The sequence below is a fragment of the Sphingomonas zeicaulis genome (assembly GCF_050433225.1).
In the GTDB taxonomy this organism is placed as follows: Bacteria; Pseudomonadota; Alphaproteobacteria; order Sphingomonadales; family Sphingomonadaceae; genus Sphingomonas_D; species Sphingomonas_D zeicaulis.
On the sequence record NZ_JBNPXQ010000002.1, the window covers coordinates 190,994 to 217,918 of the forward strand.

The following is a 26,925-nucleotide window of genomic DNA, read 5'->3' on the forward strand; positions in this document are numbered from 1 at the left end:
ATCGGAAGCTCGCGTGCGGGGCGGCGGATTGCAAGCGGCGATGGTGAATCGGGTTGACAGTGGAACGTGCGGGGATGATTTTAAGAACGTAATAGGAACATAAAGTGAGTGAGTCGTCTTTCGCACCTTTCCAGCCTTGAGGCCCGAATCGCCCGTATCGCCGCGCCCGCGCAACCACGGGGGACGGCCGGCCTCTTCGCGACCGGTCATGCGGTGCTTGATCAAAGCCTGGGTGGCGGCCTCGCGCAAGGGGCGGTGCATGAGCTGTTCGCGGGCAGCGCAGAGGATGCCGGCAGCGCCGCCGGCTTCGCGCTGGCGCTGGCTTGGCAGGCGCATCGCGAACGGCGGCTGATATGGCTGCGCAGCGATGCCGCCGAACGCCGCACCGGGCAGGTCTATGCACCGGGGCTGGCGGAACTCGGGCTCGATCCCGCGCGGCTGATTCTCGGCCGCATGCCCGACGAGGTGGCGCTGTTGCGCGCGGCGACCGACGCGTTGCGCTGCGCGGCTCTGGGGGCGGTGGTGATCGAATGCCCGGGCAAGATGCGCACGCTGGATCTCACCGCGAGCCGGAGGCTGGCGCTGGCGGCGCGGGCGAGTGGGGTGACGGCGCTGTTGGTGCGCAGCGACGCGGACCCGGTGCCGAGTGCGGCGGAAACGCGCTGGTCGGTCTCTGCCGCGGCCTCCGTTGCATTGGAGGCACAGGCGCCGGGGGCACCGCGCTTCGAGGTCGAATTGTTGCGTCGCCGGTCCGGGCCGGCTGGCATCCGGTGGTGCATGGAGTGGGATCGTAATGCCTGTGTCTTCCGCGAAGCGGCCCGAACCGAGGCGCTGCCTGGCGCTGTGGTTTCCCTTTCTGAGCGCCGACCGGCTCAGCCTGTGTCGGCCTGAGCAGCGCGCGGGTACGCTTGGGCTGCCCTTCGCTTTCGTCGAGAAGGTGAAGGGTGGCCTGCGGCTGGCCGCGCTCGACACGCAGGCGCTGTCGCTGGGGCTCGGGCCGGGCATGACCTTGGCGGATGCGCGCGCGCGCGTTCCCGAACTGGCCGCCTTCGATCATGATCCGCATGCCGACCAGGACTGGCTGGAACGGCTGGCGGATGGCTGCCTGCGCTATACGCCGCTGGTCGCGCTCGACGAGCATGACGGGCTGACGCTCGACGTCACCGGTTGCGCGCATCTGTTCGGCGGTGAGGCGGCGCTGGCCGGGGATATCGTCCGTCGGCTCGATCGCAGCGGCATCGTCGTGCGCCATGGCTACGCCGCTTCGCCCGATGCCGCGCAGGCGCTGGCGCGCTGGCAGACCCGCGCCGCGCCCGACGAGGCGGAAGCTGTGCGCGCGCTGCCGGTCGCCGCGCTGCGCATCGATGAGGACAGTATCACCGCGCTCAAGCGCGCCGGCCTCAAGACGGTGGGCGAGGTGCTGCGCCGGCCGATGGCGACGATCGCGGCGCGTTTCGGCGCGGATGCGGTCGATGCGCTGCGTCGGTTGAGCGGCGAATCCGCCAACCCACTCAAGCCCCGCCGGGCGATGCCGGCGCTCGGTTTCGAGAAACGCTTCGCCGAACCGCTGGGCAGCACCGCGCATGCGCTGGCGGTGCTGCGCGCGCTTGCCGGAGAAGCGGCGCAGGCACTGGAGGAACGACGCGAGGGCGGCCGCGGCTTCGTCGCCACCTTTTTCCGCTCCGACGGGCTGACCCGCTCATTGTTCGTGCAGAGCGGGCTGCCGACGCGCGATCCGGCGGCGATCATGCGGCTGTTCAACGAGCGGGTCGATTCGCTGAGCGATCCGATCGATCCGGGCTTCGGCTTCGACATGATCGCTTTCGCGGTTCCCGAGGTGGAGCCGCTCGCCTCTGGCCAGCTCAAGCTGGAAGGCGGAGAGACCGCGTCGGCGGAGGTCGATGCACTGGTCGACCGGTTGACCGTGCGCCATGGTCGCACCCGCCTCGTCCGCCTGGTGCCGTCCGACACCCACATCCCCGAACAGGCACAACTGCCGCTGCCCGCCGCCGAGGCCGACATGTCGGCTTCATGGCCGCAGGGTGAGGCGGATGAGCCGCCGTTGCGCCCGATCCATCTGTTCGATCCTCCGCAGCGGATCGATGCGGTGCTGTCCGAAGTGCCCGATGGTCCGCCGATGCGCTTCCGCTGGCGCCGCGCGCTGCATGAGATCCGCCGTTTCGAGGGGCCGGAACGGATCGCTTCCGAATGGTGGCGCCGCAAGGATGGGCATGAGCCCGGCAAGGGCGGGCTGACCCGTGACTATTACCGCGTCGAGGATGCCCGGGGCCGGCGGCTATGGGTGTTCCGCCACGGGCTGGCCGGCAGCGAGCGGGAAAATCCGGACTGGTACGTCCACGGCCTGTTCGCATGACCGCCGCCGCCTACGCCGAACTGGCGGCGGCCTCCCACTTCTCCTTCCTGCGCGGTGCATCCCATCCGTCAGAGATGGTCGCGCAGGCGATGGCACTGGGACTGGCGGGCATCGGCATCGCCGATCGCAACTCCGTAGCGGGCGTCGTCCGCGCGCACGTCTCGCTCGAACGGCCGCGCCAGCAGGCCCGCGACGCCATGAGCGCGATGAAGAAGGCCGAGGGGCGTGATCCGATACTCACCGAGGCGGAGCGCCTCGAATGCGACGGCATGTTCCGGCTGGTGGTTGGCGCCCGGCTGGTCTTTGTCGACGGCACGCCGGATATCATCGCCTATCCGCGCAACCGCCATGGCTGGGGGCGGCTCACCCGCTTGCTCACCACCGGCAATCTTCGCGCGGAGAAGGGCGACTGCATCCTCGAGTTCGCCGACCTGCTCGCCTATCTGCAGGATCTGCTGCTGATCGTGCTGCCCGCCTCCACTGCAGAGCCGCAGCGCCCGCGCCGCAAGACGGTGGATTATGATGGCATCGCGCCGCCCGCAGCAGAGGCGGAAAAGCGGCTGGTGCTGGTGCCGCCCACCGTGCCGCCCTCATGGGAAGGCATATTGCGCCGGCTGGTGCGCGAGGCGCCGGGGCGGGTCTGGCTGGGCGCTACGATGCTGCGGCAGGGCAGCGATCGTCGCCGGCTTGCACGGCTGATGCGGATCGGGGCTGCCGCGGGCGTTCCGCTGATCGCGCTCAACGAGGCCTTCTATGCGGGCCCCGACCAGCGCCCGCTGCACGATGTGCTGAGCTGCGTGCGTGTGGGCACGACGATCGTCGACGCGGGCCGCCGGCTCGAGGCCAATGCCGAACGGCATCTCAAGCCGCCGGACGAGATGCTGCGACTGTTCGCCGATTGCCGGCAGGCGGTGACCGAAACGATCGATTTTCTCGACCGGATCGAATTCAGTCTCGATCAGCTCGCTTATGAATATCCCCACGAGCCGGTGCCGCCGCGTTACACGCCGATCGGCTGGCTTGCTCGGCTGACGGTGAGGGAGGCACGCAAGCGTTATGGCAGCCGTACCATCCCTGAGAAAGTGCGGCGCAACCTGCTGGATGAATTGGCCTTCATCCATGAGCACAAGTTCGCCTTCTATTTCCTCACCGTGCACGACATCGTCGCCTTTGCACGCGCGCAGGAACCGCCGATCCTGTGCCAGGGGCGCGGCTCTGCGGCCAATTCCACCGTCTGTTTCCTGCTCGGCGTCACATCGGTCGATCCGCTGCACAACGACCTGCTCTTTTCGCGCTTCATTTCCGCCGATCGCGGCGAGCCGCCCGACATCGACGTCGATTTCGAGCATGAGCGGCGTGAAGAGGTGATGCAGTATATCTATCGGCGCTATGGCCGCCACCGTGCCGCGATCGCCTCCACCGTCATCCATTATCGCCCGCGCAGCGCTGTCCGCGATGTCGGCAAGGCGCTGGGCCTGTCGGAAGATGTGATCACCCGGATTTCGAGCACGGTGTGGGGCAGTTTCTCGAGCGAGCTCGAAGAAAAGCGCGTCACCGAGGCCGGCTTCGACCTCCACAATCCCGAGATTGCGCGGGTGCAGGCGATCGTCGGCCAGCTCCTCGCCACACCGTTTCCGCGCCATTTGTCGCAGCATGTCGGCGGCTTCGTGCTGACGCAGGACAGGCTCGACGAGACGGTGCCGCTCCACAATGCCGCGATGGACGACCGCAGCTTCATCGAGTGGGACAAGGACGATATCGACGATCTCAAGCTGATGAAGGTCGATGTGCTCGCACTCGGCATGCTCACCTGCATCCGCAAGGCGTTCGACCTGATGAGGGACAATGGCCTTGGCGATCACACGCTTGAGGTCGACCTGATGTCCGAGGACGACAATGTCTATGCCATGCTCCGGAAGGGCGACAGCATCGGCGTGTTCCAGGTGGAGAGTCGCGCGCAGATCAACATGCTGCCACGGCTGCGGCCGAAGGAATTCTACGATCTTGTCATCCAGGTTGCCATCGTCCGGCCAGGGCCCATCCAGGGTGATATGGTGCATCCCTATCTGCGGCGGCGGAACAAGCAGGAGGAAGCTGATCTGCCTTCACCGGGGCCCGGCTACAACCAGAACGAATTGAAGGAGATCCTCGGCAAGACGCTGGGCGTGCCGCTGTTTCAGGAACAGGCGATGAACCTCGCGATCACCGCCGCGGAGTTCACTCCGGCCGAGGCCAACCAGCTCCGCCGTGCGATGGCGACCTTCCGCAATGTCGGCAACATGGACGATTTCCGCGAGAAGCTGGTCGGCGGCATGGTCCGCCGCGGGTATGAGCGTGACTTCGCCGAGCGCTGCTATCGCCAGATCGAAGGGTTCGGCAGCTATGGTTTTCCCGAAAGCCACGCCTTGTCCTTCGCGCGGCTCGTCTATGTCTCCTCATGGATCAAGCATTACCATCCGGCGGTATTCACCTGCGCGCTGCTCAACTCGCAGCCGATGGGCTTCTATGCGCCGGCGCAGCTCGTTCGCGATGCACGCGAGCATGATGTCGAGGTGAGGCCGATCGACGTGTCGTACAGCCTCTGGGACAATAGTCTCGAACGATGCGACGATGGCCGCCTCGCACTGCGTATCGGCTTTCGCCAGGTCGACGGCTTTCGGGAGGAGTGGGCGACGAGCATCGCGGATGCGCGCGCAGCTGGCCCGTTCGTGTCGATCGAGGATGTGGCGCGCCGCGCCGGACTGCCCGAGCGCGGATTGCGGTTGATCGCCGACGCCGACGCCTGCCGTTCGCTGGGGGCGGATCGGCGCACGGCATTGTGGGAGGTGCGGCGCACCCCCTCCACCCAGCTTCCCCTGTTCGGTGCGGCCGACGCGCATGAACTGGGCGAGGAACCCGATGCGCACCTGCCGGAAATGCCCCTCAGTGAGCAGGTCGCCGCCGATTATCAGATGACCCGCCTGTCGCTGAAGCAGCATCCGATGCACTTCCTGCGTGACCTGTTCCGCGGCGAGGGTGTGCTGTCCTGCCAGCAGACGTCGGACACGAAGGATGGCCGCCGCGTGCGCACCGCCGGCATCGTCCTCGTCCGCCAGCGGCCGGGGGAGGGCAATGCGATCTTCGTGACCTTGGAGGATGAGACCGGCATCACCAACGCGCTGATCTGGGCGCGGCTGTTCGAGCGCTATCGCCGCCCGATCATGGCGTCACGCCTGATGCTGATCGAGGGGCAGGTCCAGCGTAGCGCCGAAGGGGTAGTCCACTTGATGGCGACCCGCATCGTCGATCGCACCACCGAACTGGACCGGCTTTCGGAGACCGAGGATCCGCGCCCGCAACTGCTCCGCGCGGACGAGGTGCTTCATCCGCAATATCCTCGCGGACCGATGCACCGGCATCCACGCGACGTGCGGCTGTTGCCAAAATCCCGGGATTTCCATTGATTGTTTACCCTCCCCCCGAGGGGGGCGGCTTAAGACCTCACCGCCACTCCAGAACCGGCCAGCCCTTCTGCGCCGCCAGCTTCCGCAACTTGCGCGACGGATTCACCGCGAACTGCTCGTCCGCCCATTCGAAGGCCGGCCGGTCCGACGCATGATCGGAGAAGAAGCGCACGTGCAGGTCGGCGCGGCGCAGGCCCAGCGTCTCGACATAGGCCTGCAGCATCTCGCGTTTGGCGGGGCCGTAGCAATTCTCGCCAGTGATCCCGGGCAGCAGCCGGTCGTCTTCCCAGGTCGAGCCGGTGGCGATGATATCGTCGACGCCCAGCAATGCGCCGAGCGCCTCGGCGTAATAACGGTTGGCCGCGGTTGCGAGCACGATGCGGCGCCCGGCGGCGCGTTCCTCGGCGATGCGTGCGCGTCCGGCGGGGAGCAGTCCGTGACCGTCGAGTTTTGCGGCGAAGCTCTCCGCCAGCCGAGTAACGTCGGCGCGGGCGACCGCACCGCCCACCAGCATGCGGTGCTGGAATTCCTTGGTCCGCCGGCGCGAGACCAGTTTCAGCACATGGCCGATCATCACCGCCGCCACCACCGGCGCGGCGAGCAGCCGCCACGGCGCCAGCCCCAGTGCGAAATGGATCAGCAGCGGCGTATAGGTGGGGTGGCGGGTCAGCGTCTTGTCGAGGTCGAACACCGAGATGCCCGCCAGCCTCGCCTGCGCCGCAGCGACTGAAGCAGCCGCATCTCCACCTTGGCGCGCCGCCAATATGCCTTCCACCTGACGATGGTCGCTGAGCTTGTCGACATCGATCGCCGCCTCGGGCTGAGGCAGCGGCACCAGCCGCGCCGTCATCCCCATCTTTCGCCCCACCCGTGCAATCGCATCGGCCAGCCCGATCGTACGCGTGATCGCCCGCAGCGCCAGCATCGGGCCGAAATGAAGAAACAGCCTCACCGCCTGCTTGCGATCGGCCTCCGCCCGGCGCCACAGCGCCAGCGCAGGGCGGACGCGGTCGCTGCCCAGCGCGAACAGGTTGGCGCCGGACCAGGCACCGTCGTTGAAGCGCAGCCAGGTGCGCTTCGAATCGGGATAGGCGGCGAGCAGCGTGCGGCTTTCGACCATGCCGACGGCAAGATCTGCGCCCGTCACGCCGGCGATGAAGCCCTCGACGATGTCTGGGGTCAGCAACGGATGATCGGCTGTGGTGACGAGGATGGGGAAGGGGGCCGCGTCGCCGCCCGCAACCGCATCGATGCTCGCGGAGATGCCGGTGCCGCCCTCCGCCATCCGCACGCGCGGATTCGCCCGCAGCGCCAGGAACTCCGCCGATCGCAGCCCCTCGGGATCCTGCGTCAGCACGACCACGTCGCCGATCGACGGGCTGGCGAGCAAGGTCTCGACGACATAGGCGATCATCGGCCGGCCGAGCACCGGCACTTCGGCCTTCGCGACGCCGCCAAAGGCGCGCGCCAGCGGATCAACGCCAGGGCGTTGCCCCGCAAGCAGGATCGCCGTCCACTTCATCGGCATAGTCTCACCGCGCTGTCGCCATTTCTCATGCCGCAGGCGGCTATTGCCGCATTGCGGCAGGCATGTGGCCTCGCGCGTTGCAAGTTCAACCCGGTGCTCCATCTGTCGCTAGACGATTGCCGTCAATGCAGGCCATGAATATGACGCGGCGATGACGCGGAACCATTGTTACATCAACAGCCGCGGGGGCTTGCCCGCATGACGAGCGAATCGCCGACGGTGGTCCCTGTCGGTAGCAATCAGACCCCGATCTGGGGGATGACCGTGCCCGAGCGCACGCGGCGCATTGCTGCGATGCACAAATTGTCGTTCGCGGACGAGCCGCCGGCCAGCGGCGCGGCGTTGCTCGTCAACGCCGCGCATGTGTTCGATCCGGCGTGGCTGAAGATCATGGCGAAGCGGCCGGGTGAGGCGCTGACACTAGGCGGCGTGCCGGTGATCGCCCATTGCCGCGATGCCGCGCAATGTGCTCTGGCGGCTTCGGCGATGCAGGCCGAGGTGCCGCTGGTGCCCGAAGCCGGCTTCGCTATCACCGCGCATGAGGATGCGGCGGGCATGGTCAATGAGGAACTGCGCAAGCGCGAACAGCCCTTTGCGCTCCGGTTGACGCAGACGACGCTACGCGAGGCCGAGCGGGCGAGCTATTTCGGCGCCTATAAGGGCGTCACCGATCTGCTGACCAAATATCTGTGGCCGGAATGGGCGCTGGTGCTGACGCGGATCTGCGCGCGGGTCGGCATCACCCCCAACATGGTGACCATCACCGGAATGACGCTGTGTGTCGTCGCGACGATGCTGTTCTGGTATGGGCATTATTGGGCGGGCATGGCTGCCGGACTGGTGTTCATGGTGCTCGACACCGTGGACGGCAAACTCGCCCGCTGCACGATCACCGCCTCGCCCTGGGGCCACATCCTCGATCATGGCGTGGACCTCATCCATCCGCCCTTCTGGTGGTATGCATGGGGCGTCGGCCTCGCCGCCTATGGCCGGCCGCTGACCGATGCGACCTTCGCCTGGGTGATGATCGTGATCATGGGCGGCTATGTCGTCCAGCGCCTGATCGAGGGGGCTTTCATCAAATGGTATGACGGCATCCACATCCATGTGTGGAAGAAGATCGACAGCGACTTCCGCCTGATCACCGCACGCCGCAACCCGAACATGATCATCCTGTTCTTCGCGACCCTCGTGGGCCGACCCGATACCGGCCTGGTGCTTGTGGCATGGTGGACGGGGCTGTCCTGCCTGTTCCACCTCGTCCGTCTCGTCCAGGCCGCTGCAGACAGCGCGCGCGGCGTGCCGGTGCGATCCTGGCTGGGCTGAGGCGCGGTTGCCAACATATTGCTGCCATCCTGCGGTTGCCATCATTTCGCCACCTGAACGGGGCTAGGGCAGGCATGTCTCAGACTGGAATGGGCACATCATGACCATCGAACGCGCCGTCATCCTCAGTGCCGGCAAGGGCTCGCGCCTCTATCCGCACACGGAAGAGCGGCCGAAATGTCTACTCGAACTGTCCGGGCGAACCTTGCTCGAATGGCAGCTCGATGCGCTGGCGGAAAACGGCGTGCGCGATGTGGCGGTGGTCACCGGCTTCGGCCATGATCATGTCGCCGATGTGATCGCCCGGCGCGGCACGGCGAAGGGCGAGGTCGAACTGATCTTCAATCCCTTCTACCAGGTCGCTGACAACACCGGTTCGGTATGGCTCGCACGCGGCCGCTGGGATCGCGATACGCTGTTGCTCAACGGCGACACGCTGGTTTCGCCCGAACTGATCGCTGCGGTACTGGCCAATGAAGTGCCGATCGCCGTCACCGTCGATCGGAAAGACGCCTATGACGCGGACGACATGAAGGTACTGCGCGAGGATGGGCGACTGCTGCGCATCGGCAAGGCGCTGCTCGAATGCAACGCGGAATCGATCGGCCTGCTCGCGTTTCGTGGGGCGGGCCGTGCCGCCTTCGTCGAGGCGGTCGAGCGGGTAATGGCGTCGCCCGATGGGGTACGCGTCTGGTATCTGAGCGTCATCGATGCACTCGCCGCCAGCACGGTCATCGGCACCACCGACATCCATGGGCATCGCTGGCAGGAGGTTGACTATCCTGCCGACCTCGATGCCGCGCGCGCGCTGACCGCGGCGTGGGCGATGGAGGATTGGGCGCAGCGCTGAGCCGCAAGGCGCCCCACACGCTTGCAGAAGGCGGCGAAACGAAACCGATTTGGATGCAAAAGCGGCAATCGGGCCACACCTCGCCCGGGATCGACACCGCATGCGCCGATTCGCTTTGTCGCAACTGGCGGGGGGCGATAAGGCCGGAGGCATGGGCAAGCTGAACGAGCCGCTCGCGGCGCTCCTCAAGAATTGCAGCCTTCCTCTGGCGTTGGAGGCGATGGGCGAACGCTGGTCGTTCATGATCCTGCGGGCCTCGTTCAACGGCCTCAAACATTTCGAGGAGTTCCAGCAGACGCTGGGCATTGCCCGCAACATCCTCGCCAACCGGCTCGGGCGCCTCGTCGATCACGGCATCCTCGTCCGTGTGCCGATGGAGCAGGATCGCCGCAAGGTGGAATATCGGCTGACCGACAAGGGTGCCGCGCTGCTGCCGGCGCTGGTCGCGTTGCGCCAATGGGGTGAAACCTACAGCGCCGGCACTCGACCGCACGCGGTGCTGGTCGACCAGCGCGACCGCCGGCCGATCCAGCCGGTGCGCGTGTTCGCGGAGGATGGCCGCCCGCTCGTACTCGACGATCTGATGTGGATCGGCCGCGACGAACTCGATCAGGGCGATGCCGCCGTCCGCCACCCCAAGGCGGCGAACGGCTGAATCCTGCGGCGCCGATGATCAGAACCGCGCGCTGACACCCCCGTAGATCGCCCGACGTTCGACCGGATAATAGATCGCCGCGGCGTCGGTGGCGGCGACCACCGCCGAGATATCGCCGATCGCCTTTTTGCCCGTGAGGTTGCGGGCATCGACGAACAGGCGGATGCCGTCGCGGATCGCCGCCTCGGCGCCCAGCCCGATCAGCGCATAGCTCGGCGTATGGCTGGAATTGACATAGTCCGCCCACGCGCCCTGCGGCAGCCATTCCACATTCGGGGTCAATGCGATCCGCTCGGTGCCGAGGCGGAGCTCTGCGCGGTAGAGGTGGCGGGGGATCACCGGCAGGCGGTTGTCGCCATAGACGGGATCGTTGCGGAACCGGAAGTCGTTGAACTGATAGACCTGCCGCAGCCGCGCGAAGCGGGCGAGATCGAGTGTCAGTCCGGCCTCGATCCCCTGATGGCGGGTGCGGCCGGCGTTGAAGGTCGCGGCCGGGATTGGCGGTACCATCGTCGCATCGGGCGTATATTGCAGCATCTCGCCACGAATGTCGGCGCGATAGAGTGCAACGTCCCATGCGGCGATGCCGATGCGGCCGCGCGTGCCGATCTCCGCCGTCCAGGCGCGCTGCGGATCGAGATCGACGAAGCCGGTGAGCCCGCCGACCTGGGTTTGCGCCAGTTCCGAATAGCCGGGCAACTCGATCGAGCGGCTGTAATTGGCGAAGACCTGCACGTCGTGGCCGGCCGGCGACCAGATCAGCCCCAGCTTCGGCGCGAAGCGATCGAAGCTGACTGATCCGGACAGGGCAGGGTTCGTCCGGTTGGCGATGCTGCGCTGGCCATGAGTATGGATGCCACCGGCGATCAGGCTCAGCCCGGCAAGTGGCGTGACCCGCAGCTCGCCATAGCTGTCGATCGTCTGCGCTTCCTGCCGCGCGCGCTGCGTCGGTGCACCCCGCTCGCCACCGACATTGACGAACTGGCGCGCGTCGACATGGCCGAAACGCATGGTGCTGCCCAGGGTCAGCGCCACCGGTAGGCCGCCGACCCGTCCGTCATGGCTGATGCGGGCATAGCCACCATAGTCGAACGACTTCTGGTCGATGACCTGGAAGATCGGATGAAAGAGCTGCTTGGCGTTGGCGAACAGACCGCCTTCGATCCGCGTCGCGCCGAGGTCGATCGTCGTCCGGTTCTGCAGCCGGATCGAGTCGATATCGCGTTCCTGATCCATCGCGATGTTGCCGGGGAGCGTGAGCCGTGGCGTGCTTAGCGCCTGCGCGCGGGTGAGCGCGCCCGGCAGATCCTGGTCGATATGGCTGAGCGTCGCGTAGAAACGCGTCTCGACGTCGTCGGTCAGCCGCAGCCCGACATTGCCGTTGAAGCGCAGCGCGTCGCGGCGGGCATGCATGCGGTCGCCATCGCCGCGATCCGTGGTCAGCGCGAACCAGGCGTCGCCACGCGCGTTGCCGAAGCCGGCGGCGGCCTTGGTGCGGATCGTGTCGAAACTGCCACCGTCGATGCGGAGCTCATAGCCCGGCGCGGTTCGCCCGGTCGGCGTCACCGCGTTGATCGCGCCGCCCAATGTGGCTCCGCCGAACTGCAGCGCATTGGCGCCGCGATAGACCTCGATGTGCTGGAAGGCGGCGGGGTCTAGCTCCTGGAAGTCGCCATTATTGTCGGCGAGGTTGATCGGCACGCCATCCTGCAACAGCGTCAGCCCACGCATGTGGAAACCGCGGCTGATGCCGGATCCGCGCACCGACAGCCGCACCTCTTGGCCGAAGCGGGGTTGCGCATAGACGCCGGGGGAGAATGCGAGCGCGTCGCGCAGCGACACCGCGCTGCGGTTGGCGAAATCCTCGGCGGGCACCAGATCGACGCCGCCGGGGCGACGGCGAATCTCCGCCTCCGCGCTGTCGAGCGTCTGCTGGGCCGTAACGATGATGGGTTGCTGGTCGGCGCCGTCCTCGGCGTGCGCGGGCAGGGCGGCGAGCGCGCATGCGCCTAGCGAAGCGCCCGTGAGGGCGCGGCAGGAAAATTTCATGATGGGAACCTCGTGATTGTCGGACGCAGGGCGTCCAGCCCCGCAAGCAGGCGGATCAGAGGTTGGCGGGTGGCCCGGTTGGTGGTGGCGGCGGTGCTGCGAGGCCGCGGCCGATCGTCACGATGTCGCGGGCGAAGGCGGGCGGTGTGTCGTTGGCGTGGGCGAAACGCAGCTGCGGTTCGATCGGCGCTGCGTCGAGCGCCGGAGCGATCAGCCCGGCAAAGGCGCAGGGATGGTCGGTCTTGGGTTCGGATTTGCCGGGCTTGCGATCGTGGATCCGGCCATCGCCGTCAACCCACGCCTCCATCTGCCCCTGGCCGGTGCACAGGGTGATGCGAACGAGGCCGTCCACGCCCGTAGCGGGCATCCAGCCGGCGGGAATCGCGATACGCAGCAACAGCGCACACGCGACCAGCAGCAGCGCCGAAGCGCCGCTTCGCCTGCCCCGAAAAAGCGAAAGCCCCCGCATGCTGCCGTGCCTGGCAGCGGTGCGGGGGCTTCGCAATAGGTCAAAATGTCAGACCGGCTTGCGCCGGCGCCGGCACTCAGCCGTCGTAATCGGCACCCAGATTCTGGTTGCGCGGCGGCGCGGCGGCGGTGAGGCGCAGCGCTTCGGCCGAGGCCGAGAGCGAGCCGACTTCATCCGGCGTATCGTCATCGTCGACCTGAACGCGCTGTAGCGAGCTGATCACCGAGTCGGAGAGTTCGGCGGGACGAACGGTTTCTTCCGCGATCTCGCGAAGCGCCACGACCGGGTTTTTGTCACGATCGCGATCCAGGGTCAGATCGGCACCGCCCGAGATCTGCCGCGCGCGCTGCGCTGCGAACAGAACGAGGTCGAACCGGTTAGGGACTTTGTCGACGCAATCTTCGACGGTGACGCGCGCCATCAGCGGCTCCAGACTCGTAAATGGATGGAAAGTGGGCCCGCTAGCAGCGAAACCGGTCAAATGTCAATGAAAAGAGGGATGGGGCTCAGCCGAGCAGCCCCATTCCGAGCAACAGCAGCACGAAGATAAGCGCGGCGAACAGGCAGAAGATGGTCAACGCCATCGTCCGCCAGATCGCGCTGAAGCGGCGGAGGAGATAGGCGCCGCGGAGCTGGCGATAGATGTGGATAGGGGGAATCAGCATGGCGGCGAGTTCGATCAGATCGGTGTCCAGGCCGATGCGGGTCGCGACCGATCCCACAAGCGTCAGCGTGATCGCCATCAGGGTCATGAACGACAGCGAATAGGTGACGAAGATCGCATGATCATAGATGTGGTGGCCGCGCCGCCACAGAAAGAGCAACGCCAGGAACGGCACCGAGATCGGGATCAGCGCCCACGAGAATTTATAGGCACTCGACTGGATCTTGTAGAGCGTCAGGTTGGGGTTGGCCGATGCCTTGGCGATGCCCTTGTCGAGCTTCTTCCACCCCGTCCTGATATTGAGCGACAAGGCGTCGTCGCCCTCGGTCATCCGGTCGCGCGAGGTGATGAGGGCAGCGCGGACGTCCCGCAATTCCTTTGCTTGCGCATCGATGGGTGCAACGGGCTTGCCGGTGCGATCCGCCTCGGCGCGTGCCGCCCGGTTGGCGAAGATCTCGGCATCCGCCTTCGCGATCTGGCGGGCGAACTCGGTGTCGGTGCGCGCCTTCGTCTCGGCGTTGACCTCCGGCATGTGCAACCCGGCGCCCAGTGCGCTGATCACCGCAAACATCAGGAACACCGAGAACAGGAACAGCGCCAGTGGGGAGACGAAGCGCGCCCGCTCGCCGGCGATGTAGCGCCGCGTCAGTTCGCCCGGCCGCCAGGTCAGCAGCGGCAGGGTACGGAAGATCTTGCCTTCGAAGTGGAACACGCCGTGCGCCAGTTCATGCCCGATTGCGCCGAGCGAACGATGGATATGCGCCGCCTGGCCACAATTGTGACAGTGGGGGCCAAGCAAGGTCGTGCCGCAGTTGAGGCAAAGGCCGTGCGCGGCATGGCCCGCTTCGGCATGACCATGCGCCGGCTCGACCGCGCGCGCGGCCAGCGAGCCGGTGGCGAGATCGCCGACTGCTTCGATTTCCCCCGTCATCGCGGCAGTCTATCAGCAGCACTTTGCGGATGCGAGATGGCCCACGCTTTGCTAGGCGGCGGCGATGGGTGAAATGACTGCAATCGAGACCGCGGAAGAGCTGATCGCGCGGATGGCGAAGGCGGCGCGGCGTGCCGCGGCGGCAATGGCGCGGATCAGCGCCGCCGACAAGGCAGCGGCGCTGCGTGCCGCCGCACAGGCGATTCGCGACCGCGCACCGGACATCCTCGCCGCCAACGCCCGCGACATGGAACGCGCGACCGCCGGCGGCCTGTCCTCGGCGATGCTCGATCGCTTGCGGCTGGATGAGGGGCGGTTGGCCTCGACCGCCGATGCGGTGGAGACGATCGCAGGGCTCGATGATGTCGTCGGCCACGTCGTCGATGAGAGCAGCCGGCCCAACGGCATGCTGCTGCAGCGTGTCCGCGTACCGCTCGGCGTGATCGCGATCATCTATGAAAGCCGTCCGAACGTGACCGCGGATGCCGGCGCGCTCTGCCTCAAGTCGGGCAATGCGGTGATTCTGCGCGGCGGATCGGAAGCGGTGGAGAGCAACCGCGCGATCCACGCGGCGATGAGCGAGGCGCTGGCGGCGCACGGCGTGCCGGCCGAGGCGATGCAACTCGTCCCCTCCACCGATCGTGCCGCGGTCGGCGCGATGCTTCGCGCGCAGGGGCTGATCGACATGGTCGTGCCACGCGGCGGCAAGTCGCTGGTCGCGCGCGTGCAGGATGAGGCGCGGGTGCCGGTGCTCGCCCATCTCGACGGCATCAACCATATCTTCGTCCATGCCGGCGCCGATCCTGAGAAAGCGCGCGCGATCGTCGTCAACGCCAAGCTGCGCCGCACCGGCGTGTGCGGCGCGATGGAGACGCTGCTGGTCGACCGTGCTTATGACGGGGCGGCGGGACTGGTCGATGCGCTGATCGCGGGCGGCTGCGAGGTGCGTGGCGATGCCGATGTTCGCGCGCTCGATGCGCGGGTGTTGGCCGCCAGCGACGAGGATTGGGACACCGAATATCTCGAGGCGATCGTCTCGATGGCGCTGGTCGACAATCTCGACGGCGCGTTGGCGCATATCGACGCGCATGGATCGCACCACACCGACGCGATCGTCACGGAGGACGCAGCGGTGGCCGACCGGTTCCTGGGAGAGGTCGACAGCGCGATTGTGATGCACAATGCCTCCACCCAGTTCGCAGATGGCGGCGAGTTCGGGCTGGGTGCCGAGATCGGCATCTCGACCGGCCGGCTCCATGCGCGCGGGCCGGTGGCGCTGGAGGGGCTCACCACCTACAAATGGCTGGTCCGCGGTACGGGGCAGACGCGGCCTTGATCGGGTGGCTTCGAGGGCTGCCGGGGGCAACGTTACCGTTTTGAAATGAGTAGGCCGTGACCCCCGTGCGACGTAGGACCAATGCTGAATGACCAGTTTGTGCGGTGCCGGCATTGAATGGGACGGCGGTTTTTGATTCTCACCGGTCTTCTCGGCGGTTCGTTCAATCCTGCGCATGGCGGCCATCGCGCGATCAGCCTGTTCGCGCGCGATGCACTGGGGCTGGACGAGGTGTGGTGGCTGGTGTCGCCGGGCAATCCGCTGAAGTCCGCGGACGATATGGCGCCGCTTGCTGCGCGGCTGAGGTCGGCGCAGAAAATGGCGCGGCCGGGGCCGATCCGGCCGACCGCGATCGAGGCGCGACTGGGCACGCGCTACACCATCGATACGCTTACCGAGCTCGTCCGGCGCTACCCCAATCGGCGCTTCGTATGGCTGATGGGGCAGGATAATCTCGCCCAGTTCCCCCGCTGGCGCGACTGGCGGAAGATCGCGAGACTTGTGCCGATTGCCGTAATCGTCCGTCCGGGTTATGATGACCCGTCTCGCGCGGTGACCGCGATGGGATGGTTGCGGCGTTTCGTCCGCCCCGCGACCCGCGCAGAACAGTGGACGAAATGGAGACCGCCGGCGCTCGTGCTGCTGCGCTTTCGCCCCGATCCAAGGTCAGCAACCCGTCTGCGTGAAGCAGACCCCCACTGGTATCGCCGTTTTTCGGGTCGAGCGGCACCGCATGATGCGGTGACGCGCAGACCTGTCGGCTGACGCCCTTTTCAAGGAACCCCATTGCCCTCTTCCACCACCGCAACCAGGGACGACGCCACTGCCGCCGACGACCGGGTGGCCGCCCTTCACAGCCTGGTCCTCCAGTCGCTCGACGACGATCAGGCGCTCGATACGGTGTCGATCCCGCTTCACGGCAAGAGCAGCATCGCTGACCATATGGTCATAGCCAGCGGCCGCTCGACGCGTCAGGTGGCCTCGATGGCGCAGAAGCTGGCCGATCGGATCAAGAGCGATTTCGGCCGCAACCCGCGCATCGAAGGCTTGCCGACCGCCGACTGGGTGCTGATCGACGCCGGGGACGTGATCGTCCACCTGTTCCGCCCGGAAGTGCGCAGCTTCTACAATCTGGAACGGATGTGGGCTTTCGGCGAGGCGCCGACGCCGCCCACGCCTGCCGCCTGACGACCGGCACCGGCGCACCTTGCTGCTCCACATCGTGGCGCGCGGCCGCATCGGCCGCACGGCCGAGGCCGAGCTCGTCGATCGCTACCTCAAGCGGATCGCCTGGCCGACGCGCGTCACTGAACTGCCCGACACCGGCGGCAAGGCGCCGCCGATCGACAGCGACAGCGTGATCGTCACGCTCGACGAGACCGGCGACCAACTCGGCTCGCGCGCCTTTGCCGACAAGCTGGGCGGCTGGCGCGATGCCGGCCGGCGCGAGGCGCGCTTCCTGATCGGCGCCGCCGATGGGCTGACCGAGGCCGAGCGCGGGTTGGCGACATTCAGCATCGCCTTCGGGCGGATGACCTGGCCGCACATGATGGCGCGCGCGATGCTCGCCGAGCAGTTGTGGCGCGCCACCAGCATATTGGCCAACCACCCCTATCACCGCGAAGGCTGAGCATGGGCCGCCGCCACGTCCCATTGTTCGTGGTGTTCGCTCTGCTCGGCTGCGGCTTCGCGCTGGCCGCCGCCAATCCCGATCTCGCCGAACAGCGGCGTGCGGTCGCCGAGGCCAAGCGCCAGTCGGCGCTGGCGACTGCGCGCGCACGATCGCTGCAGCAGCAGGCGGCAGGCGAGAGCGATGCCGCCACAAAGGCGGATGCGGAGGCAGCCGCCGCGGCTGCGCGTGCGCAGGCGGCAGAGGCCGATGTCGCCGCGGCCGATGCCCGCATCGCGATCGTCGCCACGCTCCAGGCGCGCCAGCGCACACGCCTTGCTGCGCGTGAGGCGCCGATCGCGCGACTGACCGCGGCGCTGCAGACGATGGCGCGCCGTCCGCCCGCGCTTGCCCTCGCGCAGCCCGGCGCCGCCGCGGATCTCGTCCATGTCCGGATGCTGCTCGGGTCGTTGCTGCCGGTCGTCCGCCAGCGCACCGGCGGACTGCGCGCCGAGGTCGCCGCCGGGCGGCGCCTCCGTCTCGCCGCCGATCGCGCCGCCGTCGATCGCCGCGCAGGGCATGCCCGGATCGCAGAAGAGCAGCGCACGCTTGCCAGGCTCGCCGATCAGCATCGCCTGCGCTCGCGCATGCTCGCAACCGGCGCGATGCTCGAGCAGGATCGTGCGATGGCGCTGGGAGAGAAGGCGCGCGACCTCGTCGATCTCATGCGGCGAATCGAGGAAGACGCGCTCGTACGGCGACGTCTGGAAGCGTTGCCGGCTCCAATGCCCTGTCCGGCTCGACCCGGCGCAGTCCCCTTGCCGGCAGCGGCGCCCGCGGCGTCCGTCGCACAGGGCCGGCTGGCTTACCGTTTGCCGGTGGTCGGCCGGCTTGTCACCGGGCTGGGGGATCTGTCGGCGGGTGGCGTGCGGTCACGCGGGCTCAGCTTCGCCACCCGGCCGGGGGCGCAAGTGGTGGCGCCGGCGGCGGGCCATGTCGTCTATGCCGGCCGTTATCGCGGCTTCGATGGCATTCTGATCATCGATCATGGCGGCGGCTGGATGACATTGCTCGCCAATCTCGCAACGCTGCGCGCGCGTGTGGGCGACAACCTCGTGGCCGGCGCGCCGGTCGGCCGCGGGGGCGGCGGCCAGGCGCTGGTGACGGTGGAATTGCGGCGCGACGGCGCACCGGTGGACATCGCGCCGTTGGTCAGCGGAGGTTAAGCCGCGCGCGTCCTTGTGGTAGGGTGGCGCGCGGGGCTAAGGTCAACGTGCATGTCGACAGGATTCCCGATTGCGATGAAGAAACCCTCCACGCGTACAATGGCGCTGATCGGCGCCGCGGTGCTGGTGCCTGCCGCGGCCGCGCTCGCAAGCGTCGGGGCCGATACCTATCGCGACATCGACCGGTTCATCAGCGTGTTCGAACGGGTGAAGGGCGATTATGTCGTGCCCGTCGATGACAGGCAGCTGATCAAGGGCGCGATCGACGGCATGCTGTCCAGCCTCGATGCGGAGAGCGGCTATACCGCGGCAGACAGCGGTTCGCGTTCCGCCGCCGGCCCTGCCGGCATCGGCCTGACGGTGACGATGGAGGATGGCGCGCTGCGCGTCGTCGCGCCCGGTTCGGGGTCGCCGGCGGAGCGCGCCGGGCTCAAGCCCGGCGATTTCATCAGCCATATCAATGGCGAGCTCGCCTTCGGCCTGTCGCTGGCCGAATCGATCGACAAGTTGCGCGGCATCGAAGGGTCTTCGGTGTCGCTCACCATCGCCCGGCGCGGCCGCACCAAGCCCTTCGACGTGACGATGACGCGGGCGCTGCCCAGCGGCACCACGGTGGCGTGGCGCATCGAACATGGCGTCGGCGTGATCGACCTCAACGGTTTCGCGGCCGGCACCGCTGCGGAATTGAAGGGCGCGGTCGCGGCGATCGAGCGCCAGTCGGGCGGCAAGCCGCTCGGCTATGTCGTCGATCTGCGGTCGACCGCGGGCGGCGACGTGAATGTCGCGATGCAGGTGGCGGATGCCTTCCTCGACAAGGGCGAGATCGTTGAACGCCGCGGACGCGAGCCGACTGACGTCATCCGTTCCGCCGCGAAGAAGGGCGACGTCGCCGACGGGCTGCCGCTGGTCGTGCTGATCGATAAGGGCAGCGCCGCCGCGGCGGAGATCGTCGCTGGCGCGCTGCAGGATAATGGCCGCGCGCTGGTGATGGGCGATCAGAGCTATGGCCTCGGCAGCGTCCAGACCGTGGTGCCGCTCAATGCGGGCGGATCGATCCGGATCACCACCGCGCGCTACTATACGCCTTCAGGCCGTTCGGTGGACGAGAAAGGGATCGAGCCCGACCTTGAAGTGCCGCAGCTTTCCGACCCGGATCGGCCAAAGGCGGATGGCGGGCGCTTCGCCGATCTGCGGCGCCAGATCGTCCGCGAAGCCAAGGTCGACCAGGACATTCTCGAATCCGATGCCGATCCCGATCCCCGCTTCAAGGCGACGCCCGAAGAGTTGAAGAAGCAGGGCATCACCGATTTTCAGATGAGCTACGCGCTGCGCACGCTCGAGCGGCTGGGCGCGCCCGCAGGCGCCGCGCCGGCCGCGAGCCGGAGGCGCTGAGATGAACGAGGCGAACCCCATGTCCGATCGCCGTCCCGCGCTGCGCGGCAAGCCGATGCTGCGCGCCGTCGCGCTGGTTTCCGCGCTTGCGCTGGTGCCGCTGACCACCGCTGCGATTGCCCCGGTTGAAAGCAAGTCCGCGCATGAGCTGGAATTGTTCACCGAGGTGTTCGAGCGTGTGCGCAGCACCTATGTCGAGAAGGTCGACGACGAGAAGCTGATGAAGGGCGCGATCGACGGCATGCTCGCCAGCCTCGATCCGCACAGCTCCTATCTCGACGCGCGCGCCTTCCAGACGATGCGCACGCAGACCGAGGGCAGCTATGGCGGCCTCGGCCTCACCGTCCAGGCGGAGGATGGCGCGGTCAAGGTGGTGACGCCCACCGAAGATACGCCCGCCGACCGCGCCGGCATCAAGGCCGGCGACTACATCACCCATCTCGACGGCAAGCTGATCTATGGCGGCACGCTCGACGATGCGGTCGATCAGATGCGCGGCCGCCCCGGAACCAGCATTCGTTTGACCGTCGTCCGCCCCGGCCGCGACCAGCCGTTCGACGTGACGCTGACCCGCGAGATCATCGAGCTGAAGCCGGTGAAGTGGGAAGTGAAGGACGGCATCGGCGTCATCAACATCAACGCCTTCTCGCAGAACACCGGCCAGGCGGTGCGCGCCGCGATCGTCGGCATCGAAAAATCGTTGGGCCATGCGCCCACCGGCTATGTCGTCGATCTGCGCTCGAACCCGGGCGGGTTGCTCGACGAGGCGGTCGACGTGTCGGACGTGTTCCTCGAACGCGGCGAGATCGTCGAGCAGCGTGGCCGCCGCCGCAGCGATTTCGATCGCTATGATGCGACACCAGGCGATGCCACGCACGGGCTGCCGATCATTGTGCTGGTCGATTCGGGATCGGCTTCCGCCGCCGAGATCGTCGCCGGCGCACTGCAGGATCATCATCGCGGGCTGGTGATGGGCGAACGCAGCTTCGGCAAGGGATCGGTGCAAACGCTGCTCCCGCTGTCCGAGACGACGGCCCTCAGGCTCACCACCGCGCGCTATTACACTCCCTCGGGGCGCTCGGTGCAGGAAGGTGGCATCGAGCCCGACGTCCTTGTGCCGCAGCTTTCGGACCCGGACTACAAGACCCGGCCGCGCTTCCGCGAGGCGGATTTGCGCCGCCACCTCGTCAACGATGCCAAGGTCGACAATAGCGCGTTCGAAACCGACACCAAGGATGATCCGCGGTTTATCCTGACATCGGAACAGCTCGAAAAGCAGGGTATCAAGGATTTCCAGTTGCATTATGCGTTGCAGACGATCGCGCGGCTGAAGCCGGCCGCCCCCCGCACGGCCGCTGCCACCCCGAAGCCGCGCAGCCGGTGAGCGCGCGACAGACGGGCCGTGTTCTGGCCCTCATCATCCCGGCGGCGCTGCTCGGCGGCGCGCTGATCTCGCAATATGGCTTCGGCCTTCATCCATGCGAGATGTGCTATTGGCAGCGCTGGCCGCATGAGGTGGCGATCGGTGCGGCGATCCTGGGGTTGCTGCTCGGCCGGCGTTCGGCAGGCACCGCGCTGGCGGTGGTGGCGGCGATCGCGATCCTGTCCAGCGGCGCGATTGGCGTGTTCCACGCCGGGGTCGAATATCATTGGTGGGAAGGTCTCACGACCTGCTCCACTGTGTCGACCGGCGGTGGGCTGCAGGCCATAATGGATGCCCCCTTGATCCGCTGCGATCAGGCGCAGTGGACGCTGGCGGGCATCTCGCTGGCCGGGTTCAACGCGATCTTCTCGATTCTCGGGGGCGGGCTGGTGCTGTGGCTGCTCGGCCGCAAGCAGGGAGGATTCGCATGAAGCGTCCGGGTGATGGCGGAGACAGTGCGGCGGCGATGCTGCGCGTCGATCAGGCGGGCGAATATGGCGCGACCCGGATCTATGCCGGCCAGCTTGCGATGATGGGCGATCGTGCGCCGGCGGGCCGGGTAATCGCGCGGATGGCGGCCCAGGAAGAACGGCATCGCGCCGTGTTCGACCGGATGATCGCCGAACGCGGCGTGCGGCCGACCCTGCTGCAGCCGCTGTGGAACGTCGCCGGCTTTGCGCTCGGCGCGGTGACCGCGGCGATCGGGCCCGAAGCGGCGATGGCCTGCACCGCCGCGATCGAGACCGAGATCGATCATCATTATGGCGAGCAACTCAAGCAACTCGGCGACAGCGATCCGGAGCTTGCCGATCGGATCTCGGAGTTCCAGGCCGAAGAGGTCGAGCATCGCGAAACCGCGATCGCGGAAGGGGCTGAACGTGCGCCCGCCTATCCGCTGATGAGCGCCGCGATCCGGCTGGGATGCCGCGTCGCGATCGGGCTTTCGCGACGAATCTGATCGCCTTGGGATAGGAATCGTGCGCCGGGCTTTTATCTGTTCTAAGGCAGGCTGAGCGTAGCGACGGAAGGATGGCGCGATGACGGGCATGAAGCGGTTTGTTTCCCTGCTGGCCGTGGCGGTCGCGATCCCGCTGGTCCAGGCGCCGCCGGCGCTCGCGCAGAGCGGAGAGCGGGTGATCATCGTCTATGGCGACGATGCCTGCCCGACCAGTGGTACCGGCGAGGAAATCGTCGTCTGCGCGCGCAAGCCCGAGACCGAGCGCTATCGCATTCCCGAAGAATTGCGTTCGCCCAGCCCCAGCCCCGCATCGGCAAGCTGGGCGTCGCGGGCGACCAGCATTGAATATGTCGGACGCAGCGGCACGGATAGCTGCTCGCCTTCCGGCGCCGGTGGCTGGACGGGCTGCTATGCCGATCTGATGCGCAAGGCGCGTGAGGAAAAGAAGGCAGCAGCAGCACAGCGTCGCGCCGAACCCTAAGCGTTTCGACTATCCTGATCTGATCAACGCAGGGGTGCCGTGCGGCACCCCTCGCACGCTTTTCCGGCCGCGAATCACCCGGCCGTTGATCCTGTTGCCGATGCATTGATCGGCTCTGCTCCCGTTGCGTCCTAAGTTCGGTCGAACCTGTATCACCTGGCTCGTATCTGGCCTTGCCACTTCACAGGCACGCCCTGAGCTTGGGCGCGCGCTCTCAACCCTATCCTCGCGACATCGTCCACTTTGCCGGTATTGCGCCGGTTGTAGCGCTACCAGTGCAGCTATGTCTATCAGATGTCAGGGCGGTTTGTAGCCGCTGTTCAACAGTCAGCTACGATTAAGACATTTATATGATCAAACAGCTTGAACAGTGTCCGACTCGCAGTTAGTTTTACATGGCGTTCCTCAGTTCCACATAATGGATCGTGCCGCAGGTCGGCGCAGCCATTGGATGGAAAGGCGGAATGCGGGGGCAGCATAAGATCAGTCCGCGGTATCACGGACGACGAATAGGGAGAGGAAGGCTGATGCACAGTCGAGCTGTGTCACGTAGGCTGTTGAGGGTCACTGCATCCTGGACCGTTCTTGGTATATCGGCCATCGCCTGCAACGGCGCTTTCGCACAATCTTCAGACAGCGAATCCTCGACATCATCCGGCAGCGTGAGTTCTTCGGAACAGGAAATCGTTGTCGTCGGCTCGCGCGCCAGCCAGCAATCCGCCAACAACCGCAAGAAGACGGCCAAGACAGCGACTGACTCGATCGTTGCGGATGACATCGGGTCATTCCCCGATCGCAACGTCAACGAAGCGATCTCGCGCATTCCCGGCGTTGCACTGGGCCGCAACGAGTTCGGTGAGGGTGACAGCGTCGCGGTGCGCGGCAACGGCCCGGACCTGACCCGCGTCGAACTCGACGGCATCGGCGTTCAGAGCACCACCGGCCTCGCACTGTCCGCCGGCAGCGGCCGCAGCGCCGATCTGCGCGAACTTCCCGCCGAACTGGTCAAGAGCGTCGACGTCGTGAAGGGCTCGACCGCGGACATGACGGAAGGGTCGCTGGGCGGCACCGTCCAGATCAAGACCCGCACCGGCCTCGACTTCAAGAAGCCCTATTTCTCGTTCCGCGCCGGTGGCAGCCAGAACAGCCTGGGCAAGGATATCACGCCCGATTTCAACGCGGTCGCGTCGCGCAAATTCTTCGACGATCGTCTCGGCGTCATCGTCAGCGGCACCTATTCGAAGCTGCAGAACAATGGTCATGGCTATGAAACCACGACCAGCAACAATCGCGGCTACGCCCGCCTGTTCGATTTCGACCAGTCGCCGGAGAAGACGTTCCAATATAATCCCGACACGCTGGGCACGCCCGATGCCGATGTCGTCTTCGCCAACAGCCTCGAAACGCCCCGGAGCCTGATCACCAAGGCGGCCGGCGCGCAGACCAAGGCGGATTGCTTCAACCTCTTCCCGAACAACCCGACCGGCAATGCAGCGCAGCGCGGCCAGCGGATCCTCGAACAGCAGAGCTGTTTGAACCAGTGGAACGACTATACGCCGTCGCTGATCCGCAACTTCATGAACACGCAGACCGACGAGCGTTACGCTCTTGACGCGCGGCTCGATTACAAGCTGACCGATGATCTCACCGTGTTCGTGAAGGGCACGATGGCAAACCGTAAGGTCCACGATCAGAACCGCAGCCGTACGCCGGTGACCCTGTTCGGCCAGAACATCAATGGCACCTTCGTCGATACCACCACCGGCTACCCGCGCCAGCGCACCGTTTCTCCCAATGCACCGGCCGGTTACTATCTCTATGACGGTCTCAATAACGTCGGCGGCAATGCGACCTTCGGCAACGTGCTGAACGTCGTGCCGGGCAGCGTCGTCGTCGACGACGCGCACAACGTCACCGCAATGACGCTCACCAACAATTCGGTGAATATCGACCAGATCGAGAACACGATCGACACCAAGACCAAATATGGCCAGTTCGGCGCCGAATATCGCGGCGAGCGGCTCGAAATCGATGCGATGGCGGGCATCACCGAGGCGCGGTCGAGCCGCGGCGACATGCGCACCGCGCGCTCCTATGCCTATGGCAATGCCGATATGGTGCTGCAGCCCAACGGGCTGTGGGATATCGTCGTGCCCGCCGGCTATGACGAAACCAACCCGGCGAACTTCGTCCAGTTGAATGCCCCGGCCTGCATCGGCGGCGGCACCGCGCCCACCTGCACCGGGCAGACTGCGGTCGTGGCAGGGCCCAATGGCCCGGCGACGCCGCTCTATACCGTCGGGCAGATGCCGCTGACGACGCCGAGCTTCGGTGTCTCCTACTCGCCGGCGCTGGGTGAATCGTCCGAACGGATCGCCAAGCTCGATCTGTCCTATCGCACCGACGAGATCATCCCGTTCATCAGCCGGGTGAAGGTGGGCGGCATGTATCGCCGCAACAAGCTCGATCGCTGGGGCGGCGGTGGCTACACCGTCAGCTCGGCGGTCGGCACCTTCGGCCAGCCGGGCTATATCCCCGCGGTCATCGTGCCCACCGCCAATGTTCGCGGCACGTTGCGCGCCTGCCAGCCGACCGCGGGCTCGTCCGCACCCGGCGGCCTCTCGTGCAACTATGGCTTCGTGCCCAGCACCAACCCGCTCAACGTTCGCTCCGGCGTCGACACGCTGACGCCCGAGGAACTGCGCGCGCTGTTCGAAAAGACGCTGGAGGACAGCGACTCGCAATATTTCAACGGCTTGCCCAACCGCGGCAACCTGCCCGATGCGTGGCAGGGCATCCGCACCGACCAGCTCTTCGCCGCGCTCGGCGCGTCGGATTTCATGAATTTCGACTGCCTCAAGAGCTGCGTCGGCAGCGACGGCCAGACCTATGACCAGCCGGTCACCCGCGTCCGCGAGGAGATCAAGAACGTCTATGCGATGGCCGATTTCGAGCAGCCGCTGCCGCTCGGCCTGCTGCTCAACGGCAACGCCGGCGTGCGCGGCGTGTTCGCCAAGGTCAGCGGCTCGGCGCTGCTGACGCTGAGTTCGATCCGCGCGACGCCCAACTACAACCCGGCGGATCCCGACAATCCCGGCGGCATCATCGTCCAGACCTTCGCGCAGAACACCACGCTCAACTCGACCACGTCGGATTGGCTGCCGAGCTTCAACGTCAACCTTTGGGCGTTCAACGAAACCCTGGTGCTGCGCGGCTATGGCGGCAAGACGGTGGCGCGTCCTGGCATGGACCGCCTGATCGCCGGCGGCACCTGCACGATCGACGAGCGCACATTGCTCGATACATCGGGCGACGACATCTTCGGCTGCACCGGCCGCGTCGGCAATCCAGGGCTCAAGCCCTTCACCGCGTGGAGCTACAACGCGGCGCTGGAATGGTATCCCAACGCGGATACCTTGTTCTCGGTCGCCTATGGCAAGCTCGACGTGAAGATCGGCAACCCGATCGCCGCCACCGTAACGGCGCGGCCGTTCGAGGGCAGCGACCAGATCGATCCGGGGACCGGCCAGCCGCTGTCCGAATATGAGTTCAGCTATCCCACCTGGGAAAATGGCCCGGGCTACAAGCGCGACATCTGGGAATTCAGCGCGAAGACCGCGTTCACCTTCCTGCCCTGGTTCCTGAAATATACCGGCGCGGACGCAAACTTCTCGATCCTGCAGTCGGCCACCACCACTGGCCAGCGTGATCCGCTGACGGGCGACGTGATGCTGCCGCCCAACGAGTCGAAGCATTATCTGAACGCGTCGCTCTGGTATGACGACGGCAAGCTCAACATGCGCGTCGCCTATCAGAAGCGCAGCTCGACCTTCAATTGCATCACGCCCTGCGGCGGCAACAACATCGATATCAACTATCCGGGTGAGCAGTGGACCAACGTCCGCCTGGTCGCGCCGGGCTACAACCCCGGCGTGCCGCGCTTCACCGACAGCACGACCTTCATCGATGCGAAGATCTCCTACAACGTCACCCGCAACTTCCAGGTCTATTTGGAAGGCCGCAACGTGAACCGGGAATCGCAGACGGTCTCCACCGGCGAATATGTGCCCTTCGGTGATGGATCGCCGCGTATCATGCGTCTCTCCTATGGCGGCCGCCGCGTAATGGCGGGTGTACGCGTCCAGTTCGGCAACTGATGCGTTAAGCCTCCATGTTGGACCGGGGCGGCGGCTCCCTTCCCGCCGCCCCCA

At 66.5% G+C, this 26,925-nt stretch carries 22 protein-coding genes; 17 read left to right on the plus strand and 5 right to left on the minus strand.

Going from position 1 to position 26,925, the window contains the following annotated elements; translation table 11 throughout:
• Positions 1-108 precede the first annotated feature (108 nt).
• Genes FHS96_RS10050 through FHS96_RS10060 form a run of 3 tightly spaced genes read left to right on the plus strand, consistent with a single transcriptional unit; the run spans position 109 to position 5,817 of the window.
• The gene (locus tag FHS96_RS10050; protein WP_429590254.1) at positions 109-891 is read left to right on the plus strand and encodes an ImuA family protein; all 783 of its coding nucleotides are present in this window, start codon (positions 109-111) and stop codon (positions 889-891) included.
• A complete protein-coding gene (locus FHS96_RS10055; protein WP_429590257.1) occupies positions 794-2,374 on the plus strand; it encodes a Y-family DNA polymerase in 1,581 nt (526 codons plus the stop codon). The genes FHS96_RS10050 and FHS96_RS10055 overlap by 98 nt, the downstream gene beginning before the upstream one ends.
• The gene (locus FHS96_RS10060; protein WP_429590260.1) at positions 2,371-5,817 is read left to right on the plus strand and encodes an error-prone DNA polymerase; all 3,447 of its coding nucleotides are present in this window, start codon (positions 2,371-2,373) and stop codon (positions 5,815-5,817) included. Before FHS96_RS10055 ends, FHS96_RS10060 begins: the two co-directional genes overlap by 4 nt.
• A 37-nt stretch (positions 5,818-5,854) precedes the next feature.
• Here the strand turns inward: FHS96_RS10060 and FHS96_RS10065 are convergent, their stop codons facing one another.
• Positions 5,855-7,339 carry an HAD-IB family phosphatase gene (locus FHS96_RS10065; protein WP_429590263.1) on the minus strand — a complete coding sequence of 495 codons (1,485 nt, stop codon included), beginning with the start codon at positions 7,337-7,339 and terminating at the stop codon, positions 5,855-5,857.
• A gap of 204 nt (positions 7,340-7,543) precedes the next feature.
• On the opposite strand from FHS96_RS10065, the gene FHS96_RS10070 reads away from it, so the two are divergent.
• The 3 genes from FHS96_RS10070 (at position 7,544) to FHS96_RS10080 (ending at position 10,176) form a co-directional block, all read left to right on the plus strand.
• Positions 7,544-8,671, plus strand: coding sequence for a CDP-alcohol phosphatidyltransferase family protein (locus FHS96_RS10070; protein ID WP_429590266.1), 1,128 nt, complete (start codon positions 7,544-7,546; stop codon positions 8,669-8,671).
• A gap of 100 nt (positions 8,672-8,771) precedes the next feature.
• Entirely contained in the window at positions 8,772-9,521 is a 750-nt protein-coding gene (locus FHS96_RS10075; RefSeq protein WP_429590269.1) for a phosphocholine cytidylyltransferase family protein, read from the plus strand.
• Positions 9,522-9,672: 151 nt separating this feature from the next.
• The gene (locus FHS96_RS10080; protein ID WP_429590272.1) at positions 9,673-10,176 is read left to right on the plus strand and encodes a winged helix-turn-helix transcriptional regulator; all 504 of its coding nucleotides are present in this window, start codon (positions 9,673-9,675) and stop codon (positions 10,174-10,176) included.
• An 18-nt stretch (positions 10,177-10,194) separates the two neighbouring features.
• Here FHS96_RS10080 and FHS96_RS10085 read toward each other — a convergent pair whose 3' ends face one another.
• The 4 genes from FHS96_RS10085 to FHS96_RS10100 all read right to left on the minus strand — a co-directional run bounded on the left by FHS96_RS10085 (position 10,195) and on the right by FHS96_RS10100 (position 14,289).
• Positions 10,195-12,225, minus strand: a complete 2,031-nt coding sequence (locus FHS96_RS10085) for a TonB-dependent receptor family protein (protein ID WP_429590275.1) — start codon at positions 12,223-12,225, stop codon at positions 10,195-10,197.
• A 55-nt stretch (positions 12,226-12,280) separates the two neighbouring features.
• Positions 12,281-12,694, minus strand: a complete 414-nt coding sequence (locus tag FHS96_RS10090; protein ID WP_429590278.1) for a hypothetical protein — start codon at positions 12,692-12,694, stop codon at positions 12,281-12,283.
• A 76-nt stretch (positions 12,695-12,770) separates the two neighbouring features.
• Positions 12,771-13,115, minus strand: coding sequence for a DNA-directed RNA polymerase subunit omega (rpoZ, locus tag FHS96_RS10095; protein WP_429590281.1), 345 nt, complete (start codon positions 13,113-13,115; stop codon positions 12,771-12,773).
• Between the two features lie 85 nt (positions 13,116-13,200).
• Positions 13,201-14,289, minus strand: a complete 1,089-nt coding sequence (locus tag FHS96_RS10100) for a DUF3667 domain-containing protein (protein ID WP_429590284.1) — start codon at positions 14,287-14,289, stop codon at positions 13,201-13,203.
• Positions 14,290-14,353: 64 nt separating this feature from the next.
• Between FHS96_RS10100 and FHS96_RS10105 the strand changes: the two genes are divergently transcribed.
• The 11 genes from FHS96_RS10105 to FHS96_RS10155 all read left to right on the plus strand — a co-directional run bounded on the left by FHS96_RS10105 (position 14,354) and on the right by FHS96_RS10155 (position 26,871).
• On the plus strand, positions 14,354-15,625 hold the full coding sequence (locus FHS96_RS10105) for a glutamate-5-semialdehyde dehydrogenase (protein WP_429590287.1): 1,272 nt from the start codon (positions 14,354-14,356) through the stop codon (positions 15,623-15,625).
• Positions 15,626-15,742: 117 nt separating this feature from the next.
• Positions 15,743-16,390, plus strand: a complete 648-nt coding sequence (locus FHS96_RS10110; RefSeq protein ID WP_429590290.1) for a nicotinate-nucleotide adenylyltransferase — start codon at positions 15,743-15,745, stop codon at positions 16,388-16,390.
• A gap of 21 nt (positions 16,391-16,411) precedes the next feature.
• The gene (rsfS, locus tag FHS96_RS10115; RefSeq protein ID WP_429590293.1) at positions 16,412-16,813 is read left to right on the plus strand and encodes a ribosome silencing factor; all 402 of its coding nucleotides are present in this window, start codon (positions 16,412-16,414) and stop codon (positions 16,811-16,813) included.
• A gap of 19 nt (positions 16,814-16,832) precedes the next feature.
• Complete coding sequence (locus FHS96_RS10120) at positions 16,833-17,255, plus strand: 23S rRNA (pseudouridine(1915)-N(3))-methyltransferase RlmH (RefSeq protein ID WP_429590296.1); 423 nt, start codon at positions 16,833-16,835, stop codon at positions 17,253-17,255.
• Between the two features lie 2 nt (positions 17,256-17,257).
• On the plus strand, positions 17,258-18,460 hold the full coding sequence (locus tag FHS96_RS10125) for a murein hydrolase activator EnvC family protein (protein ID WP_429590299.1): 1,203 nt from the start codon (positions 17,258-17,260) through the stop codon (positions 18,458-18,460).
• A 75-nt stretch (positions 18,461-18,535) separates the two neighbouring features.
• A complete protein-coding gene (locus FHS96_RS10130) occupies positions 18,536-19,852 on the plus strand; it encodes a S41 family peptidase (RefSeq protein ID WP_429590302.1) in 1,317 nt (438 codons plus the stop codon).
• Positions 19,853-19,871: 19 nt separating this feature from the next.
• Entirely contained in the window at positions 19,872-21,236 is a 1,365-nt protein-coding gene (locus tag FHS96_RS10135; protein ID WP_429590305.1) for a S41 family peptidase, read from the plus strand.
• Positions 21,233-21,706, plus strand: a complete 474-nt coding sequence (locus FHS96_RS10140; protein WP_429590308.1) for a disulfide bond formation protein B — start codon at positions 21,233-21,235, stop codon at positions 21,704-21,706. The genes FHS96_RS10135 and FHS96_RS10140 overlap by 4 nt, the downstream gene beginning before the upstream one ends.
• Positions 21,703-22,233, plus strand: coding sequence for a demethoxyubiquinone hydroxylase family protein (locus FHS96_RS10145; RefSeq protein ID WP_429590311.1), 531 nt, complete (start codon positions 21,703-21,705; stop codon positions 22,231-22,233). The genes FHS96_RS10140 and FHS96_RS10145 overlap by 4 nt, the downstream gene beginning before the upstream one ends.
• A 79-nt stretch (positions 22,234-22,312) precedes the next feature.
• A complete protein-coding gene (locus FHS96_RS10150; protein WP_429590314.1) occupies positions 22,313-22,714 on the plus strand; it encodes a hypothetical protein in 402 nt (133 codons plus the stop codon).
• Positions 22,715-23,376: 662 nt separating this feature from the next.
• Positions 23,377-26,871, plus strand: a complete 3,495-nt coding sequence (locus FHS96_RS10155; protein WP_429590317.1) for a TonB-dependent receptor — start codon at positions 23,377-23,379, stop codon at positions 26,869-26,871.
• The last annotated feature ends 54 nt before the right edge of the window (positions 26,872-26,925 follow it).

Excerpts from the sequence above, each read along its gene's own strand:
- FHS96_RS10085 (WP_429590275.1), bottom strand. The coding sequence starts at position 12,225 with ATGAAATTTTCCTGCCGCGCCCTCACGGGCGCTTCGCTAGGCGCATGC.
- FHS96_RS10130 (WP_429590302.1), top strand. The coding sequence starts at position 18,536 with ATGAAGAAACCCTCCACGCGTACAATGGCGCTGATCGGCGCCGCGGTG.
- rpoZ (WP_429590281.1), bottom strand. The coding sequence starts at position 13,115 with ATGGCGCGCGTCACCGTCGAAGATTGCGTCGACAAAGTCCCTAACCGG.
- FHS96_RS10110 (WP_429590290.1), top strand. The coding sequence starts at position 15,743 with ATGGGACGGCGGTTTTTGATTCTCACCGGTCTTCTCGGCGGTTCGTTC.
- FHS96_RS10105 (WP_429590287.1), top strand. The coding sequence starts at position 14,354 with ATGGGTGAAATGACTGCAATCGAGACCGCGGAAGAGCTGATCGCGCGG.
- FHS96_RS10090 (WP_429590278.1), bottom strand. The coding sequence starts at position 12,694 with ATGCGGGGGCTTTCGCTTTTTCGGGGCAGGCGAAGCGGCGCTTCGGCG.
- FHS96_RS10100 (WP_429590284.1), bottom strand. The coding sequence starts at position 14,289 with ATGACGGGGGAAATCGAAGCAGTCGGCGATCTCGCCACCGGCTCGCTG.
- FHS96_RS10150 (WP_429590314.1), top strand. The coding sequence starts at position 22,313 with ATGACGGGCATGAAGCGGTTTGTTTCCCTGCTGGCCGTGGCGGTCGCG.
- FHS96_RS10065 (WP_429590263.1), bottom strand. The coding sequence starts at position 7,339 with ATGAAGTGGACGGCGATCCTGCTTGCGGGGCAACGCCCTGGCGTTGAT.
- FHS96_RS10145 (WP_429590311.1), top strand. The coding sequence starts at position 21,703 with ATGAAGCGTCCGGGTGATGGCGGAGACAGTGCGGCGGCGATGCTGCGC.
- FHS96_RS10075 (WP_429590269.1), top strand. The coding sequence starts at position 8,772 with ATGACCATCGAACGCGCCGTCATCCTCAGTGCCGGCAAGGGCTCGCGC.
- FHS96_RS10135 (WP_429590305.1), top strand. The coding sequence starts at position 19,872 with ATGTCCGATCGCCGTCCCGCGCTGCGCGGCAAGCCGATGCTGCGCGCC.
- FHS96_RS10070 (WP_429590266.1), top strand. The coding sequence starts at position 7,544 with ATGACGAGCGAATCGCCGACGGTGGTCCCTGTCGGTAGCAATCAGACC.
- FHS96_RS10055 (WP_429590257.1), top strand. The coding sequence starts at position 794 with ATGCCTGTGTCTTCCGCGAAGCGGCCCGAACCGAGGCGCTGCCTGGCG.
- FHS96_RS10060 (WP_429590260.1), top strand. The coding sequence starts at position 2,371 with ATGACCGCCGCCGCCTACGCCGAACTGGCGGCGGCCTCCCACTTCTCC.
- FHS96_RS10125 (WP_429590299.1), top strand. The coding sequence starts at position 17,258 with ATGGGCCGCCGCCACGTCCCATTGTTCGTGGTGTTCGCTCTGCTCGGC.
- FHS96_RS10080 (WP_429590272.1), top strand. The coding sequence starts at position 9,673 with ATGGGCAAGCTGAACGAGCCGCTCGCGGCGCTCCTCAAGAATTGCAGC.